At 60.5% G+C, this 16,993-nt stretch carries 12 protein-coding genes; 3 read left to right on the top strand and 9 right to left on the bottom strand.

The genetic code is table 11. The features are described 5' to 3' along the window. The first annotated feature begins 38 nt into the window (after positions 1-38). Positions 39-1,847 (top strand): sodium-extruding oxaloacetate decarboxylase subunit alpha, encoded by a 1,809-nt coding sequence (gene oadA / locus AO240_RS11735; protein ID WP_099236622.1) that lies wholly within the window; start codon positions 39-41, stop codon positions 1,845-1,847. Between the two features lie 127 nt (positions 1,848-1,974). Here oadA and AO240_RS11740 read toward each other — a convergent pair whose 3' ends face one another. From AO240_RS11740 to AO240_RS11750, 3 genes are all read right to left on the bottom strand, one after another. Then, the gene (locus AO240_RS11740) at positions 1,975-3,255 is read right to left on the bottom strand and encodes an autotransporter domain-containing protein (protein ID WP_099236623.1); all 1,281 of its coding nucleotides are present in this window, start codon (positions 3,253-3,255) and stop codon (positions 1,975-1,977) included. Positions 3,256-3,372: 117 nt separating this feature from the next. After that, entirely contained in the window at positions 3,373-4,203 is an 831-nt protein-coding gene (locus AO240_RS11745; RefSeq protein WP_099236624.1) for an amino acid ABC transporter permease, read from the bottom strand. Next, positions 4,200-5,021, bottom strand: coding sequence for an ABC transporter substrate-binding protein (locus AO240_RS11750; protein ID WP_099236625.1), 822 nt, complete (start codon positions 5,019-5,021; stop codon positions 4,200-4,202). The genes AO240_RS11745 and AO240_RS11750 overlap by 4 nt, the downstream gene beginning before the upstream one ends. Positions 5,022-5,133: 112 nt before the next feature. Between AO240_RS11750 and AO240_RS11755 the strand changes: the two genes are divergently transcribed. Beyond that, on the top strand, positions 5,134-6,036 hold the full coding sequence (locus tag AO240_RS11755; protein ID WP_099236626.1) for a homocysteine S-methyltransferase family protein: 903 nt from the start codon (positions 5,134-5,136) through the stop codon (positions 6,034-6,036). A 191-nt stretch (positions 6,037-6,227) separates the two neighbouring features. On the opposite strand, the gene AO240_RS11760 is transcribed toward AO240_RS11755, so the two are convergent. From AO240_RS11760 to AO240_RS11770, 3 genes are read right to left on the bottom strand one after another with little or no spacing between them, the layout of a single operon-like run. After that, on the bottom strand, positions 6,228-6,899 hold the full coding sequence (locus AO240_RS11760; RefSeq protein ID WP_099236627.1) for a GNAT family N-acetyltransferase: 672 nt from the start codon (positions 6,897-6,899) through the stop codon (positions 6,228-6,230). A gap of 10 nt (positions 6,900-6,909) precedes the next feature. Beyond that, a complete protein-coding gene (locus AO240_RS11765; RefSeq protein ID WP_099236628.1) occupies positions 6,910-7,356 on the bottom strand; it encodes a GNAT family N-acetyltransferase in 447 nt (148 codons plus the stop codon). Next, positions 7,353-7,991, bottom strand: coding sequence for an FMN-binding negative transcriptional regulator (locus tag AO240_RS11770; RefSeq protein ID WP_099236629.1), 639 nt, complete (start codon positions 7,989-7,991; stop codon positions 7,353-7,355). Before AO240_RS11770 ends, AO240_RS11765 begins: the two co-directional genes overlap by 4 nt. A 102-nt stretch (positions 7,992-8,093) precedes the next feature. Here AO240_RS11770 and AO240_RS11775 point away from each other — a divergent pair, with 102 nt between their 5' ends. After that, positions 8,094-9,635 (top strand): PLP-dependent aminotransferase family protein, encoded by a 1,542-nt coding sequence (locus AO240_RS11775; RefSeq protein ID WP_099236630.1) that lies wholly within the window; start codon positions 8,094-8,096, stop codon positions 9,633-9,635. Positions 9,636-9,675: 40 nt separating this feature from the next. On the opposite strand, the gene AO240_RS11780 is transcribed toward AO240_RS11775, so the two are convergent. The 3 genes from AO240_RS11780 to AO240_RS11790 all read right to left on the bottom strand — a co-directional run bounded on the left by AO240_RS11780 (position 9,676) and on the right by AO240_RS11790 (position 16,883). Next, positions 9,676-14,271 carry a hypothetical protein gene (locus AO240_RS11780; RefSeq protein WP_099236631.1) on the bottom strand — a complete coding sequence of 1,532 codons (4,596 nt, stop codon included), beginning with the start codon at positions 14,269-14,271 and terminating at the stop codon, positions 9,676-9,678. A 93-nt stretch (positions 14,272-14,364) separates the two neighbouring features. Then, positions 14,365-15,348, bottom strand: a complete 984-nt coding sequence (locus tag AO240_RS11785) for an asparaginase (RefSeq protein WP_099236632.1) — start codon at positions 15,346-15,348, stop codon at positions 14,365-14,367. A gap of 83 nt (positions 15,349-15,431) precedes the next feature. Continuing rightward, the gene (locus AO240_RS11790; protein ID WP_099236633.1) at positions 15,432-16,883 is read right to left on the bottom strand and encodes a sodium:alanine symporter family protein; all 1,452 of its coding nucleotides are present in this window, start codon (positions 16,881-16,883) and stop codon (positions 15,432-15,434) included. Positions 16,884-16,993 lie beyond the last annotated feature (110 nt).

The following is a 16,993-nucleotide window of genomic DNA, read 5'->3' on the forward strand; positions in this document are numbered from 1 at the left end:
TTGTAGCTTGAAACTTGCCGCTATGAGGAGATCCGAATATGACTAAGAAGATCTACGTAACTGACACGATCCTGCGCGACGCTCACCAATCGTTGCTGGCCACGCGCATGCGCACCGACGACATGCTGCCGATCTGCGACAAGCTCGACAAGGTTGGCTACTGGTCGCTGGAAGTCTGGGGCGGCGCGACCTTCGACGCCTGCGTGCGCTTCCTCAAGGAAGACCCGTGGGAGCGCCTGCGCCAACTGCGCGCCGCGCTGCCTAACACGCGCCTGCAAATGCTGCTGCGCGGCCAGAACCTGCTGGGCTACCGCCACTACAGCGACGACGTGGTCAAAGCCTTCGTCGCCAAGGCCGCCGTAAATGGTATCGACGTGTTCCGCATCTTCGATGCGATGAATGATGTGCGTAACCTGCGCGTGGCCATCGAAGCGGTCAAAGCGGCGGGCAAACATGCTCAGGGCACGATCGCTTATACGACCAGCCCGGTGCACACCGTCGAGGCGTTCGTGGCCCAGGCCAAGCAGTTGGAAGCCATGGGGTGCGACTCGGTCGCCATCAAGGACATGGCCGGTCTGTTGACGCCGTACGCGACCGGCGAACTGGTCAAGGCACTCAAGGCCGAGCAGAGCCTGCCGATTTTTATTCACTCGCACGACACCGCCGGCTTGGCTGCGATGTGCCAACTCAAGGCCATCGAAAACGGCGCCGACCACATCGACACGGCCATCTCCAGCTTCGCCTGGGGCACCAGCCACCCTGGCACCGAATCCATGGTTGCGGCGCTCAAAGGTAGCGAGTTCGACACCGGCCTCGACCTGCAACTGTTGCAAGAGATCGGCCTGTACTTCTACGCCGTGCGTAAGAAATACCACCAGTTCGAAAGCGAATTCACCGCCGTCGACACCCGTGTGCAAGTCAACCAAGTGCCGGGCGGGATGATTTCCAACCTGGCCAACCAGCTCAAAGAGCAGGGCGCACTGAACCGCATGAGCGAAGTGCTGGCGGAAATTCCGCGGGTGCGTGAAGACCTCGGCTTCCCGCCGCTGGTCACGCCGACGTCGCAAATTGTCGGCACTCAGGCGTTTTTCAACGTGCTGGCCGGCGAGCGCTACAAGACCATCACCAATGAAGTGAAGCTTTACCTGCAAGGCGGCTACGGCAAGGCGCCGGGCACGGTGAACGAGAAGCTGCGGCGCCAGGCGATCGGCAGCGAAGAGGTGATCGACGTACGCCCGGCCGATTTGCTCAAGCCGGAAATGACCAAGCTGCGCGGCGAAATCGGCGCGTTGGCCAAGTCCGAAGAAGACGTGCTGACCTACGCGATGTTCCCGGACATCGGCCGCAAGTTCCTCGAAGAACGCGATGCAGGCACCTTGGCGCCTGAAGTGCTGTTGCCGATCCCTGAGGCTGGCGGCGTGGCGAGTGCCGGTGGCGAAGGTGTGCCCACCGAATTCGTCATCGACGTGCACGGTGAAAGCTACCGCGTCGACATCACCGGTGTCGGCGTGAAGGCTGAAGGCAAGCGCCACTTTTACCTGTCCATTGATGGCATGCCGGAAGAAGTGGTGTTCGAACCGCTCAACCAGTTTGTCAGCAGCGGCGGCAGCAAACGCAAGCACGCCACCGAGCCTGGGCATGTCAGCACGGCGATGCCGGGCAATATCGTCGATGTGCTGGTCAAGCCAGGCGACGTGGTCAAGGCCGGCCAAGCGGTGCTGATCACCGAAGCCATGAAGATGGAAACCGAGGTGCAGGCAGCCATTGCCGGCAAGGTTGCCGTGGTACATGTGGCCAAGGGCGACCGGGTGAACCCTGGCGAAATCCTGATTGAAATCGAAGGCTGATCCAGCCTTCGAGACTATCGCTTAATCCTCGGGGGGGCAGGTGCCCCCCTTTTTTTTGCCTGCGATTCAGGCGGCAGCGGCGGCGTTTACACCTTGGGCAGTGCGAACCTTTCCCCGAGACGTTGAGTTAAAAGCTCATCCGCCACTGCCCCATCAGGCCCTGGCTTTGGTTCTGGCTGCCGGCTTGTGCACTGTAGGTCAGGCCGACCGTGTGTTGCGCCGACACTGCGAGGTCCAGGCCGGCTTGAACGTCCAGGCTGTTGCGGTCCAGCGAGGTGCCGTGGGTGGTGAAACCGTCGATGAGACCTGGTGCATAGCGAAACGATTGGCGCACCTGGCTGCCAACTTCGCCGTAAAGGTGTTTCCAGCTCGTACTCACGTGAGGTGTGAGGCTCATCTGGTCGTCGAACCGATACACCGTGGCCAGCCGCAGGCCTAGGGTGCTGTTCACGTTTTGTTGGGTTTGTGAGCCGACATTCAGCGCGGCCAGGCCGCCGGTTTCCTTGAAACTGTCGCGGTGATAGCGCTGATAGCCGAGGCCGGCGAAGGGCTCTACGTGCACGTCCTCGTTGCCGAGTTGATAGCCCAGTTCAGAAAACAGGGTTTGGCTTTGGGCGGCGTAACTGCTCTTGAGCTGCTGGTTGTGGTCGAGCAGGTTGATGCTGCGTTTGTTCTGCCCGGCATGGCGGCTGTAAATCGCGCCCAGGCGCAGGGCCAATGGGCCGTCCTGGCGCACGGCATAGCCGCCCAGGTGCCAGCTGTCCAACCCGGCGTCGAAGCGTTGAGCATCCACCTGGCTGGTGGTTTTTGCGCCCATCACGCCCAGGCGCCAGTCGTGGTCCAGCGCCCAGTCGGCACCCAGCAGCAGGCCTTGGGTGCCATATTTAAGGCCGGTGCTGCCACGTTGTTTGTCCAGGCTGCCTTTGTTGCCCAGGCCTTGCACCCAGAAGCGGCCAGCGTCGTCGGTGGGCAATGTGCGCAGGGTCGCGAGCAACTGAGTGCTGAGTTGCTGGGTGGTGGTTTGGGTTACTGCAGCCAGGTTGGCATGTTGGCTGCCGGCTAATTGTTCGAGGGCTGCGCCGATACCGCCGGGTTGCGCTTCCAGCGTTTCAGCGAATGTTTCGAGGGCTTTGTCCTCTTCCGAATCCAGCTCGCCGGACTCAAGCAGGCGAATCACCGCCGGTTCCAGAACCTTGGCGACTTGCAAGCCGTTATAGGTAGTGGCCCGCTGAGTGAGGTAGCCCTCAATACTCGAGGCAGGCTCCGGCGCGGTGTAATTCCAATAGTCGTCGAGCAGGTTCAGTTCAAACTGAAAGGGCGAGCCTCCTTGCGCCTGTGCCAGTTGAGCGTTGGCAGCGCCAACGATGAGGGTAATGGTGAGTGCGAGTTTTTTGGCCGTAAAGGGCATGTAATCCCAACCTCTGATAAATGAGGCCGGGAATTTAGCGAAGTGGCGGGGCGTTAACTGTCAGGCTATCGACCCCTGAGGTGCGGGAGTTGTCTCTAGTGCCGAGCGAATAAAAACTCACCCGCGCCGTACATAGCCTTTGCCGTAATGGCGCTCCATGCGGGCCTGGATCAGTTCCAGGCCCAGCGACATTACCCAGTAAATGATCGCCGCTGTGGTCAGCATCTCGATATAGCGATAGCTCGAACGCCCATACGATTGCGCCAGGAACATCACTTCCCACACGCCCATCACCGAGATCAGCGACGAGTCTTTGAGCATCGAGATGAACTGGTTAGTGGCGGGCGGGATGATGGTGCGCATGGCTTGGGGCAGGGTGACGTGCCAGAAAATCGCACCGTCGCGCATGCCGAGCGCCAGCGCCGCTTCGCGTTGGCCGTGAGGCACGCCGAGGATACCGGCGCGGAAGATCTCGCTCAGGTAAGCGCCGTAGTTCAGCGACAGCGCAATGATCCCGGCGACGATAGCGCCCGGTACCAGGCCCAGTTGCGGCAGGCCGAGGTAAATCAGCAGAATCTGGATCAGCAGCGGCGTGCCGCGAAAGAACGACGCGTAAAAACTGGCAACGCCAAAGGCCACGGCGCTTTTCGACACGCGCCCCAACGCGGTGATAAAACCGAGTACCGACGACGTCACAATCGAGCACAGGCACACAAACACCGTGAGTGCCGCGCCTTGCAAAAAGCCATTGGGCGCCAGGTGCACGCCGACAAGGTTGGGTAGCTTGTCGAGGATGATCGAGAACTTCAGGTCAAAGCTCAGGAAGAAGCTGGCGAACAGGCAGAACAACGCGGCCCAGGTGAGATAGAGCCGCGTGCGAAAGCCGAACAGACGCTTCACACGCGAATCGCTGACGGCAGGCTTTGGAGGGGTTGGGAACGCTGTCATTGGCTGATGTCGGCGCCGATCCATTTTTGCGAGAGCAGGCTTAGGGTGCCGTCCTGTTTGAGTTGGGCAAACACTTCACGTACTTTGGCGTCCCACTGCGGGTCGCCTTTTTCGATCGCCACCGAGTTGGGTTCCGAGTACAGCGGCTCGCCGGCAAGCTTGAAGCGCTGGTCTTGAGTCAGGCGCGGTTGCGCGGTCACCAGGTTGGTCAAAATCGCGTCCAGGCGCACGCCGGCGCCGAGCCCGAGGTCCTGGAAGGCAACGTTATCAGTGTCATACGGGGCGATTTGCACGTCTTCGAACGGGTACTGCAGGTGCGTGTCTTCGGCGCCTTCGATCACCAGGTTTTTGTTCAGGTAGCTTTCATAGCTGGACGCGCTGGTGAGCCCGACTTTTTTGCCGCTCAGGTCCTTGGCGCTGTGGATGCGGTCATCTTTGGCATTGACCACGATCACCGCAGGCGAGGCGTAGTACTCCACCGGGAAATCAAACACCTCGGCGCGCGCTTTGCTCGGTGTCATCGAGCAGATGCAAATGTCGTAGCGCCCGCTCCAGCGGCCAGCAGCGATCACGTCCCAGGACGGTGTTTCCAGGCGCAGTTTCACCCCCAGTTTTTGTGCGACCGCCTTGGCCACGTCGACGTCAAAGCCGTCGAGCTGGTTCTGCTCGTTGAGGAACGAGAACGGCGGGTAGCTTTCCATCAGCACGCCAACCAACTCTTTCTTTTGCTCAACCCGGTCGAGTGTGGCGCCGCCGAAGGCTTGGGTGGAAGCAGCCAGTAACGTCAGGCCCAAGGCCAGCAGCGGTTTAAGTTTCACAGGTGACACCTTTATAAAAAACAGTTGATATGAGCGGAATTGAACGTATTAAATAGTTATAAGAACGACTCTCATAGTGAGTTATTTTCATAAGCTTATGAGTAAACAGCATATGGCCGCAGCAACCACAGTAATTCTCGATGGCGGCATGGGCCGTGAACTGCAACGTCGTGGCGCGCCATTCCGTCAGCCGGAGTGGTCAGCGTTGGCCTTGAGTGAAGCGCCACAGGCGGTAGAGGCGGTGCACGCGGCGTATATTCAGAGCGGCGCGAATGTCATCACCAGCAACAGCTACGCCGTCGTACCGTTTCATATTGGCGAAGCGCGGTTTGCCGCCGAGGGCCAGGCGCTGGCCGCACTGGCCGGTGAATTGGCGCGGCGCGCAGTGCAGGCTTCAGGCAAAGCGGTGCGCGTAGCCGGTTCGTTGCCGCCGCTGTTCGGCTCTTACCGGCCCGACTTGTTCCAGGCTGGGCGCGTGACTGAACTGCTCACGCCTCTGGTGCAAGGCCTGGCGCCGCATGTGGACATGTGGCTGGCGGAAACGCAGAGTTCAATCGTCGAGGCGCGAGCGATTCATGCGGGCTTGCCACAAGACGGCAAACCGTTCTGGCTGTCATTTACCTTGAAGGATGAAGACACCGACGAGGTGCCGCGCCTGCGCTCCGGCGAGCCGGTGGCCGATGCGGCCGAAGCGGCTGCGCAGATGGGCGTGCAAGTGTTGTTGTTCAACTGCAGCCAACCCGAAGTGATTGGCAGCGCCATTGATGCTGCCCGCCAAACCTTCGAACGTCTGGGCGTTACGATTCAAATTGGCGCCTACGCGAATGCGTTCCCGCCGCAACCTGAAGAGGCCACTGCCAACGACGGCCTCGACCCTTTGCGCGACGATCTCGACCCGCCAGGCTACCTGCACTGGGCCGCTGACTGGCAGGCACGCGGTGCCAGCCATCTGGGCGGTTGCTGCGGCATCGGGCCGGAGCACATTGCAGTGCTGGCGCAAAAGCTGGGGCGTTGAGCCCATCCTGACGGGGCGCTTCTCAGATCAATATCACAAAGATCAAAAGCAAGTTTTGGATACACAGCAGATTTGCTTTCTGTGGGAGCGGGCTTGCTCGCGATTACGGTGTGTCAGTTGAAAAAAACTTATCTGACACACCGTAATCGCGAGCAAGCCCGCTCCCACAGTTGTTCTGCAGTGTGGGCGAATCAGGCGCGGCACTCCACGAGGCTTTTCAATTGCGTCGAACCGCTCAGGTTCGCGGCTGACAGCCATTGCTCAAACCCCGCGCCGACCTTTGGCCATTCTGAATCGATGATTGAATACCAAGCGGTATCGCGGCTCTGGCCCTTTACGACCATGTGCTGGCGGAACACGCCTTCAAAACTGAACCCCAAGCGCTCTGCCGCGTACTTGGAGCGCGCGTTAGCGAAGTTGCACTTCCACTCCAGTCGGCGGTAACCCAGTTCGAATGCGTATTTGGCCAGCAGGTACACCGCCTCGGTGCTTTTCGGCGAGCGCTGCATCGGCGCGCCGAAGGTGACGTGGCCGATTTCGATGCGGCCGTGGGCGGGGACGATGGACATCAGGCTGAGGATGCCTTGTACGTCGCCGCTGGCGCAGTCGATAACACTGAAGAAATACGGCTCGTTGTGCTGTGCATGGTTGTTAAGCCACGCATCGAACGCGCTGCGCCCGGCAAATGGGCCATAGGGCAAATAATCCCATAGCTTGGGGTCTGCGCCGGGGCCTTCGAGGGCTTGCCACAGGCCATCGGCGTGGCGCGCCGGGTCAAGTTTTTCGAGGCGGATAAAACGCCCTTCAAGCAGTTCAACGCTGGGCGCCGGAGCGCCTTTCCAGTCGGCGAGAGAGGTGGGCATGCTGCACTCCTTAAAGACCTTTGCGAAATTGGATAAAGCCGGGACGTTCGGCAATACGCTCGTACAGCTGGATCGCGGTGGCGTTGGTTTCGTGGGTCAACCAGTGGACCTTACAGCACCCATCGGCTTTGGCGGTGGTGTAGACAAATTCGATCAGCTTGCGGCCGACGCCGGTGCCGCGTTGGGCCGGGTCCACCAGCAGGTCCTGCAAGTAGCAGGAATTCTCGATGCTCCAGTTGGAGCGGTGGTAGATGAAATTGACCATGCCCACCGTCTTGCCGTCCTGCCAGGCCAGCGCCGAATGGGTCGGCTCGTTGGCATCGATCAGGCGTTGCCAGGTGCTTTGGCTGACGGCGTCCGGCAGTTCGGTGTTGTAGAACGTCAAATACGCTTGCCACAACGGCAGCCAGGCGGCGTGGTCGGCGGCGGTCACCTGGCGGATGTCGATCGGGCTCATTCTGAAACGCCTTGAGGCATAACGCGGGCGAGGGTTTGGTCGCGCAGATCAGTGCTTGCGGCCAAGCCTTCACGCACCCCGGCGATGTCGGCCGGGCTGCGGTTCTGGCTGAGTTTGCGCTTGCCGATCAAGCGTTCGATGGGCAGTGCGAAGCCGACGATGGCCTTGAGCATGCCGTCAATGTAGTCGGCCGGGGCGTCGCTGACTTTCCACGGCTGGGCGCGGCCGCCTTCGTGGCGATTGGTGAGAGCGCTGACCAACGCAAGCAAGCGCTCGGCGTCGGTAAACACCTGGGCCTTGCCGTAAGCATGCACCGCGATGTAATTCCACGTCGGCACCACTTTGCCGTGCTCGGCCTTGGCCGGGTAGAACGACGGGCTGATGTAGGCCTCGGCGCCGGCGAAGATCACCAATGCCTCGCGGCCATTTTGCAGGTCGCGCCACTGCGGGTTGGCTTTGGCCATGTGCCCGTACAACGTGCCGTTGGGGCCTTCATCGGGGTTGAGCAGCAGCGGCAGGTGGCTGGCTTGCAAGCCGTGCTCACCCACCGTCACGCACTGCGCCAAGCGAGTGTGCTGGATCAGTTGCTGCAGTTCGGGCAAATCGTCGAGGGCAAAGGCGCGGGGTGTGTACATGGAAATTTTCCTTGGCGAATGCGTGCATCCTAGGCAGGCTAATGGTTCGTTGTAAGAGCCATCTATGAATAATTTTATAGGTCCAATCCCGGAGTTCGCGCCATGTCAGCCGTTGCGCCACCGCTGTCATTCAACCCCGCCGGTATTGAATTGGATCGCCGCCAGGGGCTGACACGCCAGTTGTATCAAGCCCTGCGCCAGCGAGTACTCGATGGGCGGCTGGTCAGCGGCATGCGGTTGCCCGCCAGCCGCGACTTGGCGGCTTCGCTGTCGATCTCGCGCAACAGCGTGGTGCGTGCCTACGATCAACTGTATGCAGAGGGGTTTATCGAGAGCCGGGTCGGTGATGGCACTTATGTCGCTCAATTGCCCGCGCCAAAAAAACTATCCACAAAAGTATCCACAGGGTTTTCAACAGGCTTATCCCCAACCTTATCCACAAATTTGGCCGATTTGCCGATAAAACCGGGCGAAAAAGTTATCCACAGCGCCGCGTTGGCGCGGGTCAAAAATAACCACTTATCCCAGCCTCCTGCGGGGCCGCCTCGCGCATTTCGTGTGGGCGTGCCGGCGTTCGATCTGTTCCCGTTTGAGACATGGGCCAAGCTGAACGGGGCGTTCTGGCGTAAGCCGGACCTTGCGCAGTTGTGTTACGGCGACCCGGCAGGCGACGCTCGGCTGCGCGGTTTGATCGCCGCTTATTTGCGCAGCTCGCGGGGCATGCAGTGCACCGCTGAGCAAATAGTGATCACCAGTGGTGCACAGCAAGCGATAAGCCTTTGTGCACAGTTGCTGGTAGAGCCTGGAGACGCGGTGGCGGTGGAGAATCCTGGCTATCGCGCGGCAGGCCATGCGTTCGCCTTGGCGGGTGGGCAATTACACGGCGTGCCGGTGGACGCCGAAGGCATTGATTGCCAAGTGCTGAATACCCTCGCTGATTGCCGGCTGGCCTATGTCACGCCTTCCCACCAGTACCCGTTGGGTGTGGTGATGAGCCTGGCGCGGCGCCTGGAACTGCTGGCCTGGGCTGCGCGTACAGGCGGCTGGATCATCGAGGACGATTACGACGGCGAGTACCGCTACAGCGGCGCGCCCCTGTCGCCGTTGGCGGCGCTCGACCGCAGCGGGCGAGTGCTGTACGTCGGCACCTTCGGCAAGGTGGCGTTCCCGGCCTTGCGCCTGGGTTACCTGGTATTGCCACAGGGTTTGGTCGACGCGTTCACCCGGCGCCGCGCCGTCGACATGCGCCATTCCGAAGTCAGTACCCAAGCGGTGATGGCCGAATTTATGGCAGCCGGGCATTTCCAGCGGCATATCCGGCGTATGCGCCGTGCCGCATCAAGCCGGCGCAATGCCTTGCTTGCCGGTTGGCCCGCTGGGCTGCCAGGCGTGGGCGAGCTGCCCAGCGTTGCGGCGGGGCTGCACGTGACCGTGCGCGTGAGCAGCCTGGCGCGCGAACAGCAATTGCTGGCGCAGGCCCATGCGGCAGGCGTCGAGGTCAATGGTTTGAGCAGCTACTGGTTGCCGCACTCCGCTACGTCTGCCGATCAGCGTGCCGGCCTGGTGTTGGGGTTCGCCGCCGTGCCCGAGGCGGACATTGCCCAAGCCCTGGCGCGATTACGCCAGGCATGGGGGCCTTGTTGAATGCGCTGGAGCACGTTATGTGCGGTTGCCGCGGTGTGTGTTAATCGGTCTGCACCCGAAAAAACAATCGCCTGGCCTGCGTCAGGTTGATGGTGCTGCGGTAGAACGCGACCCGTTGTTGCGCGTTGAGCCCATGAAGATCATCAGACGCCATGCCTCGCGCGTGTTCTTGCGGGGTTTTCAAGCGCGCGGACAGAAATCTATCGGCCGGTGCGCCTGCGTTTGAGTAATGAAAATGGGCATACCACAGTGTGGTGCGGGTGGTCTCATCGGTGAGGGTGTACTCATCCAGATAATCCTTGGCGGCACCTTTGAGGCGGCGCCGCTTTACGGTTTTTTTGATAGTGATGACGTTGTTGTTTTTGAGCCATTCCACCCCCGACATCGTCGGTGCTTGTTGCATGATCATCCTCTGCACTTGCTGGCTGGCCTGTAAGTAAAGCGCTTGGGCTGCGCTGTCGAGCTGTTTACGCAAGGCGGCGGCTGACGGTAGGTTGCTTTCCGTGAGATTCGCTTGGGTCAGCGCCTCTTCGATGGCCTGATCGGCCTTCTCCAGCACTTGGGCATGTTGGTGAAACATGTGTTCGATGCCGATGGGCGTACGTGAGGGTTTGTTTATCTGTTCGTCGGCGCGCGTCTGAAACGTAGTGAGTTGGGCCAATAACGCCTGGCCGTTGGCCAAGCTGGTTTGAATCGTGAGCGCGGCCGGTGCAGGCGTGGTGGGTCCCTCAATGTGCTCGACCCAGACACCTGAGGTTTTTTCGTGAAAGGTGGCCATGGTTTTATGGGTCAGGGGTGACTTGATGTCGACCAAATCGGTTTCAAGGCCCGTTTCGGTCAAGCGCAGCTCGCCAATCAACACGCCGTTGAAGCGTGTGTGAATAAACTGTTTCACCGCCCTTGGCGGTGTCGGCGGCGGTGTAGGGCGGATGCGCCGCTGTTCTTGCTGAACGTGCAGAGGCGCAAGTTCGGCAATGGCCCGATCAGCGAAGCTGCGCAGCATTTCACGCAGGTTTCCAACCGGCGCGGTCAGGGTTTGCTCGGAATAGTCCTCAGGAAAGTCCTGCAGGCGCTCATCAATGAATTGGAATTGCTCGACCAGGCTGCTCAACGTTTCAATACGCTCGTCCAAACGTGCCTCGCTCCGCTCTTGCAGGGCGTCACGCAGGGTCTGCACGGCAAGGTCTGCGCCATCGACAATCTCACTGATCAGGGTCCAGGCCGCAGGTTCAGTGGTGATCGATTGCGGTTGCAGGCATAAATTTCGCGCCAGCGTTACTTGCAAGGCTCGCAGGTCGTCGCCGGTGTAGGTGGGCAAGCGTTTTTTGGCGGTCTGAATCATGCGCAAGCCTTGCCGCGCCAAGGCCCGTAACTCAGTGAAGCGTGACTGTGCGTAATCCAGGTGCTTGATCACATCGTCACTCATGTCACTGACTAATCTCGCGTCTGCGACGCGGCTTGCCTGGCTCGATGCCGCCGGGGTTTCGAGCTGGTCCAGGACGGTATTAAGTTGCGGCGTGAACGTGGTTTGCAGCTCTCTGAGGCCTGCCTCATTGAGCTCCATTTGGGCCTTCACATAACCCAGCGCTTTGCTCTGAAAGTCAGCGACCGGGTTAAACACTTGCAAGGTCATCAGATGCTGTCGTGCATCTTCGTAGTCAGAACGTTGGCTGTCGAGTTTGCCAAGGTAGGCCTCGCGTTTGGCCTGGGCCGACGTGCCTGGCGCATTGGTCATGGCATCGTGGGCCTGTTGCAGGTCGCTTTGTGCAGCTTTTTTGGCGTCTTCGAATGCCGCCAATTTTGCGCGCAGCTTCATGGACTTGGCCGCTGCCTTCTCCAGCGCGCTTTTCTGTGCACTTTTGCGGCCGCCACCGCGCAGGCGTAAGCGGGTGTCAATGAACCAATCGCCGTTTGCGCTGTGAATCAGCTGCGGTCCTGTGCGGTTGGGTTGCTTGGGGTCGACGATGGTGACGTTATCGTCGCCGTCCAGCGTCACTTCAAACCAGCGTGTGCCCACTGGGGCGTAGTAGCGCTGTTGCAGCAGATAAAGGTGTCGGTATGCACTGTCTTCTGCGGTGATGGCTGCAGGCAGGTCAGCCGGTTTTTCGCTGTTGAAACTGTCCAGCAAGGTCGCCAGGCTGCCGGCCGTGCGCGTAATCGCGCCGCTGGTATTGAGTGGCAGCGCGTGACCGGCAGGCACTTGTCCTGTGGTGCGTGTAGGCAATTGCTCTACGGTAACCGGCGTCTCAACGGCAAGATGAGGTGTTTGTGGCTCGCCCCTGGAAGCGCTTGCGTCTGGTCGAGCGCCGGTAGCGACATGCAAGGTAACGGCCATGCCCAGGTTGAGCAATACATCGGTAAGCGCCGACCACTGGGCCTGTTGCTCGCCATGCTCATGCGCTTCGACCAGTGTTTGTACCTGATCGACGATCTGCCAGATCCACGCACCGGTGCCGGCGATGCGGCCCATAAAGGGCAAGGAGGCATTGAAGATCAGCCAGCCGGCCTGCTTGAGCGTGGCCCAGCGGTTTTCGGCGTTGGAGACTGATTGACGGTCCGCCAGCTCGACCAGCGCCTTGGCGTTGGCATCAAACAACGTGCTGAACTGATTGCCGTTGAGGGCTTGTTGGCCAAGGCTCATGGGGCCGGTAAAGGTCCAGAGCTTGTCAGGTTCCACCAGAAGATCGGCCACGGCCCAAGGCGAGGGCAGGTCGCCGGGAAATACATAGTGGGTGTAATCAGGGCGCGCCGAGTCGGGCAGCCAGGCGACCACTGAATTTCGCAGGTCGCGAGATTGTGCGATGGCATACAACAGGTTTGCCTGTGAAGGGTATTGAATCAGCGCCGGCTCGAACAGCGGGCGATACAACAGGCAGGGGCCGGCTTCGGCATTTTGCGGGCCGATGACATACATGTTGTTCACCACGTCCTGCTCATTGGTCTTGCGACGTTTGGGCACGAAGGCCAAATGCCGGATGACGATGGCTTGCCCGTCAACATAACGGTCGCTGCTGTCGGCTTGCATCACGGCTGCCACGTAGCGGTAGCCGCGTTCGTCAATCCCCGCCTCTTGGCGGATTTTGCATTGCAACGCCAGCAGCGGCAGTTGGATGCGCAGGTGCTGGATGTACAAGGTTTTGCGCCGCGCCGACTCGGCAGCGTCGTCTATCAATTTGCTGCGTATCAGCGCGGGGTAGGTGGTGCCGATATCGACTTGGGCAATAAGCTTTTTCACGTAAGCGACGGTCAGCCACGCAGGCAGGGCCTTGCGCACCTGCATTCGCAGGGTTTGGTTGCCGATGGGCAATGCGATCAGGTTTTGCAGCGCCAGTTCGGCGAGGCTGAAGGTGCTGGTTTCGACCTGCCCCGGCACCGTGAATATGCCCCACACAACCTGGCTTTCGACCTTGATGGTCAGGGTGTCCAGGCGCAGGTTAGCTGCGCCGGGGTGGTCTTTGATGATCTGAGCCTTGAGCGTGTCCTGAGCGTACTGTTGGATAGGCGCAATGCCATCCTGGTAAGTTTTGCCCGCGTTCAGACTGTTCAGTGCGGCGAGGTCCTTGAGGTGCCTTGAATAAAACGCCCGGTCCGACATAGAGGCCTGGGCCAGCCAGTCCGGTAGCGATTGCTGATACCAGGCAAGGTCCGGCCCCGTGGGTGTGACCTGCGAAGGCGTGCTGGCCAATACGCTCAATGGGGAAATGCTCGGCACCGCAAACGTGTCAATCGAGGTGGTGGTAAAGACGTCGAGTTGCAGCATGATCAGCGAGCAGGCCAATTGCTCGAAAAAATTCCCGGCGGGCTCGTACAGTTGCCACTGCAGGCGATCATAGGGTGTTGGCTGGTACACCAGCGTCGTGAGGTACTCGCCGAGTTGATCCTGCGTGGCGAATTTTTTATACCCGTCGAGCGAGTGGCAAAGGATGACGGTTTTACCCTCGGACTGCCCTATCAGCACGGCGATAAATACCTGTTGGGTGTGAGTTACCTTGGTGCCGCTTACAAGGTCAACGTCAATCAGGCATGCACGAGACCGCAGTGGGTCGTTGGGCTGTCGATTCGCCGGGTCGGGCGAGTGGTACAAGCTGCGCGCCAATGTGCAGTCTTCATCGCTCCACTCATCCACCTGGTGCACATTCCAGGCTTTGCGCAGCGTGTTGGAAAGTTCGTGCCAGCGTGGGCCGCTGCCGTTGCTGTTGTTCCAGAAGTCCACCAGTTGTTCCTTGAACGACGGGAACAAGGCTGGCGCCAAAATGTTGATCGTGTCGGCGACTTCAACAATGCGTACCGGCACGTTAACCGCAGGCTCGGTCAGCGGGAGTCGGGTCAGAAAGTGTTCGCCCTCAATGCACAGTGTCGGCACTTTCAGCACGGCCTGCCTGGCCAGTAGAGTGCTCAGGGTCTGATAACGCGCGGGCCTGGAGATTATCTTGTCGTCGACAAGCTCCCAGGCCGGGGTGCCCAGCACGGTGGTATCGGGGTTGATATGCAGGTCTGGGTACTGTTCGTTTAAAGATTGACGCAGCAGTTCGCCAGCTACCTCCGTTATCGAGGGGCCGACACATAGCTGGGTGATCAGCTTCTGCGTGAGAGCTTCGGGTTCTGCATCCTGCGCGGTGGTGCTTGGAGTGGTCATGGTGCATCCCTGTCTTGCCGTTTGATGGGAACAACCCGAGGTTAACGCTCGGGGTTTCCATGCTAGAAAGCAGCAAGACGGGGAGGGAGGTAGTTATCTAGGGTGCGATTGCGTACCCAGGTCCAGCTCTACCAGGCGGCGGATTTCGTCCGTCGCAAGACCTGCGCCGATCAACGCGTGGAGCTTGCCGAACGCCGCCTCGCGGGTCATGCCGCCACCCGACAACACGCCCACGCCGCGCAAACGGCTGCCGGCTTCGTACACGTCCAGCTCCACGCCGCCTTCATGGCATTGGGTGATTGCCACCACCACAACCCCATTCTCGCGAGCACCTTGCAGGCTGGCGAGAAACTCAGGGTTATCGCTGGGTCCCGTGCCGCTGCCAAAACATTCGAGCACCAGCGCCTGAATGCCGCTGTCGATCAACGCATCCAGTTGCGCGGCGGCGATGCCAGGCACCAGCGGCAACACGCCGACGTTGGCCAAGGCCTTGGGCTGGCGGTAATCCAGGGCGGCGGGAAGTGAATCGGCCTTGGCCGCGCTGCTATTGCGCTGCAGCGCAGCGAATGGATGGCGACCAAAACTGCGGATTTTCGCGCAACGCGTCGGTGCCATCAGCGCGCCGTGGAAGTACAGCTGCACGCCCGATGGCTGGCCTTCGCCCAACGCTTGCAGCGCGCCGCTGACGTTTTCCCAGGCATCGCTGTCGGGCACGCCAGCGGGCAACATCGAGCCGGTGAACAGCACCGGCGCCGGCAGGCCGAGCAGTTGGAAGCTCATGGCCGCCGCGCTGTAGGCGAGGGTGTCGGTGCCGTGCAGGATCAACACCGCGTCGCACCCCGCGTCCACGGCCTCAATCACGGCAACCCGCAGGCGCTGCCAGTAAGCGGGCGTCATGTTGGCGCTGTCGATCAGTGGCGCCATTTCCCGAAAGCGCCAAGCCGGTACTGGCAGCGTGGCAAGCTGTTCGCGCATGCGCGCTTCGAAACCCGATGCAGGCGCCAGGCCGTTGGCGCTGGCCTGCATGCCGATGGTGCCACCTGTGTACAGCACCATGACGTTATTAGCTGGTTGCATACAATCTCCTGAACGAAAAACGCCGCCGGGCCCAGAGCATGCCCAAGGCCGGGCGGCGTGTCATCTATCTAGGCTTACTGCGCTCAGCGTTGCGCTTGAGCGACCGATTCAGCCGACGCTTGGGTGCCGGTTTGCGGCTTCGCCGGGTTGGCTGGCCACGCGGTACGGTCCAGGTCCAGGTCAGGGAACTGGCTGGAATCGAACACCGGCGTCTTGATGCCCGCAGCGCGCTGGCTGTCGTAGTCGTCCAGTACGCGCATGGCGATCTTGAACAGGAACGCCAGGGCGAACAGGTTTACGAATGCGAGCAGGGTCATGGTGATGTCGGCGAAGGCAAACACGGTGCCCAGGTTCTCGATCGAACCCCAGAAAATCAACACCAGTACCAGTGCGCGATAGCCCATCAACACCTTGCGGTTGTTGCCGACCAGAAAGCGCAGGTTGCTCTCGCCGAGGTAGTAGTTGTACATGATCGAGGTGAACACGAACAACGCCAGGGCCACCGAGATGAACATCCGGCCCCAGTCACCTACCACGGCTGCCAGGGAGTTCTGGGTCAGGGCAATGCCGTCGCCTTCAAAGCCCGGGGTATAGAAGCCGGAGAGCAGGATCAGCAACGCAGTGCAGGTGCAGATCACGAAGGTGTCGAGGAACACGCTGAACGCTTGCACCACGCCTTGGGCGATCGGGTGTTCTACCGAAGCCACCGCTGCCACGTTGGGCGCGCTGCCCAAACCGGCTTCGTTGGCGAACACGCCGCGCTTTACACCCATGATGATTGCGCTGCCCACCAGGCCACCGAAGGCTTGGTCGAGGCCAAAAGCACTCCTGACGATGGTCGCGAGCATGGCCGGTACGTGGTCAAATTGCAGCACGATCACGTACAGGGTCACGGCGATGTAAACCAGGGTCTTGACCGGCACCAGCAGGTCGGCGATCGAGGCAATGCGCTTGATCCCGCCGATGAACACCAGGCCCAGCAACACCGCCAGCGCCAGGCCGGTGTAGGTGGTGTCCAGACCGAAAGCGTTGTTCAGCGAGTGGGTCACGGCGTGGGCTTGCAGGCCGTTGAAGGCAAACCCGAAGGTCACCAGCAACAGGAACGCCATCACCATGCCCAGCCAGCGTTTTTGCAGGCCGTGCTGAATGTAGTACGCCGGGCCGCCACGGTAGGCGCCGTCTGCGTCGGTACGTTTATACAGTTGGCCGAGTGAGCATTCGATAAAGCTCGAAGACATGCCCACCAGCGCGGTGACCCACATCCAGAACACGGCGCCGGGGCCGCCCAGGGTCACGGCAATGCCGACACCTGCGATATTACCGGCACCTACGCGGCCGGCCAGGCTGAGCATCAGCGCCTGGAACGAGCTGAGTTGACCGGAGCTGCTCTTCAGGCTGTCGCGAAATACCGAGAACATGTGGAAAAAGTGCCGCAACTGCACGAAACGCGAACGGATCGTGAAATAACCGCCGAGCCCGACAATGAGCACGATCAGTACTTTCCCTGAGAGGAAGTCGTTGATGACTTCGAGCATGGAGTGTTCCTCGCTGATTTTTCTAATGGCAAACGCAGGACGGTTCAACCCTTCGCATAGCACCAGGCAGTGCGCGACGGTTCGACCCCAATCCTTTTGCGGGTGTTGTT

This window comes from Pseudomonas sp. ICMP 460 (assembly GCF_002723595.1).
GTDB classification, from domain to species: Bacteria; Pseudomonadota; Gammaproteobacteria; order Pseudomonadales; family Pseudomonadaceae; genus Aquipseudomonas; species Aquipseudomonas kitaguniensis.